The 529-nt window shown below is 63.3% G+C and carries 1 pseudogene; it reads right to left on the reverse strand.

The features are described from left to right. Window positions 1-529, reverse strand: a pseudogene (locus tag LPW29_RS15325) (IS1380 family transposase); the annotation flags it as partial.

Here is a 529-nt window from a genome sequence, read left to right on the forward strand (position 1 = left end):
CTGATCAACTCCTGGAACACCGTGCGGATGCGGCGGCGCTTGGCGGGATGGCGCACGGGCGAGTCATCGCCGATCAACCCCTTCAGGCCGATCCAGCGCAGGACGTTGTACACGAAGGTGCCCGCTGCCATGACCAGGGTGTTGGTGTCGAACTTGCCGGAGGGCAGGCGCTCCAGGTCCAGGTCGGTCTTGAACTCGGAGTGGAACTGCTCACAGGTGGCATGGCCACAGTACAGAGTGATGATCTCGTCATCGGACAGATTCAGGGAGGTCCACCAGCCCTCGACCTCCAGGTCGGGGAACACCAGCGCCTGGCCCTTGCGGTCGATGGTGCGTTCCACCACGCGCATGACACGCCGGAAGGTATACTCCCGCCCTTGCCAGTTGCGGGTTTCGTTGACGCTGAAAACAGCGATCCGTTTACCCTCGCGAGGCGTCTCCCACTTGACCTTGCCTGCCTCCAGGCCCTCCGCATGCGCCATCCAGTTGGCGGCCGACGCCTGCCGGGGGTTCCACTTGATGATGAAGT

Source organism: Ectothiorhodospira sp. 9100 (assembly GCF_022227565.1).
In the GTDB taxonomy this organism is placed as follows: Bacteria; Pseudomonadota; Gammaproteobacteria; order Ectothiorhodospirales; family Ectothiorhodospiraceae; genus Ectothiorhodospira; species Ectothiorhodospira marina.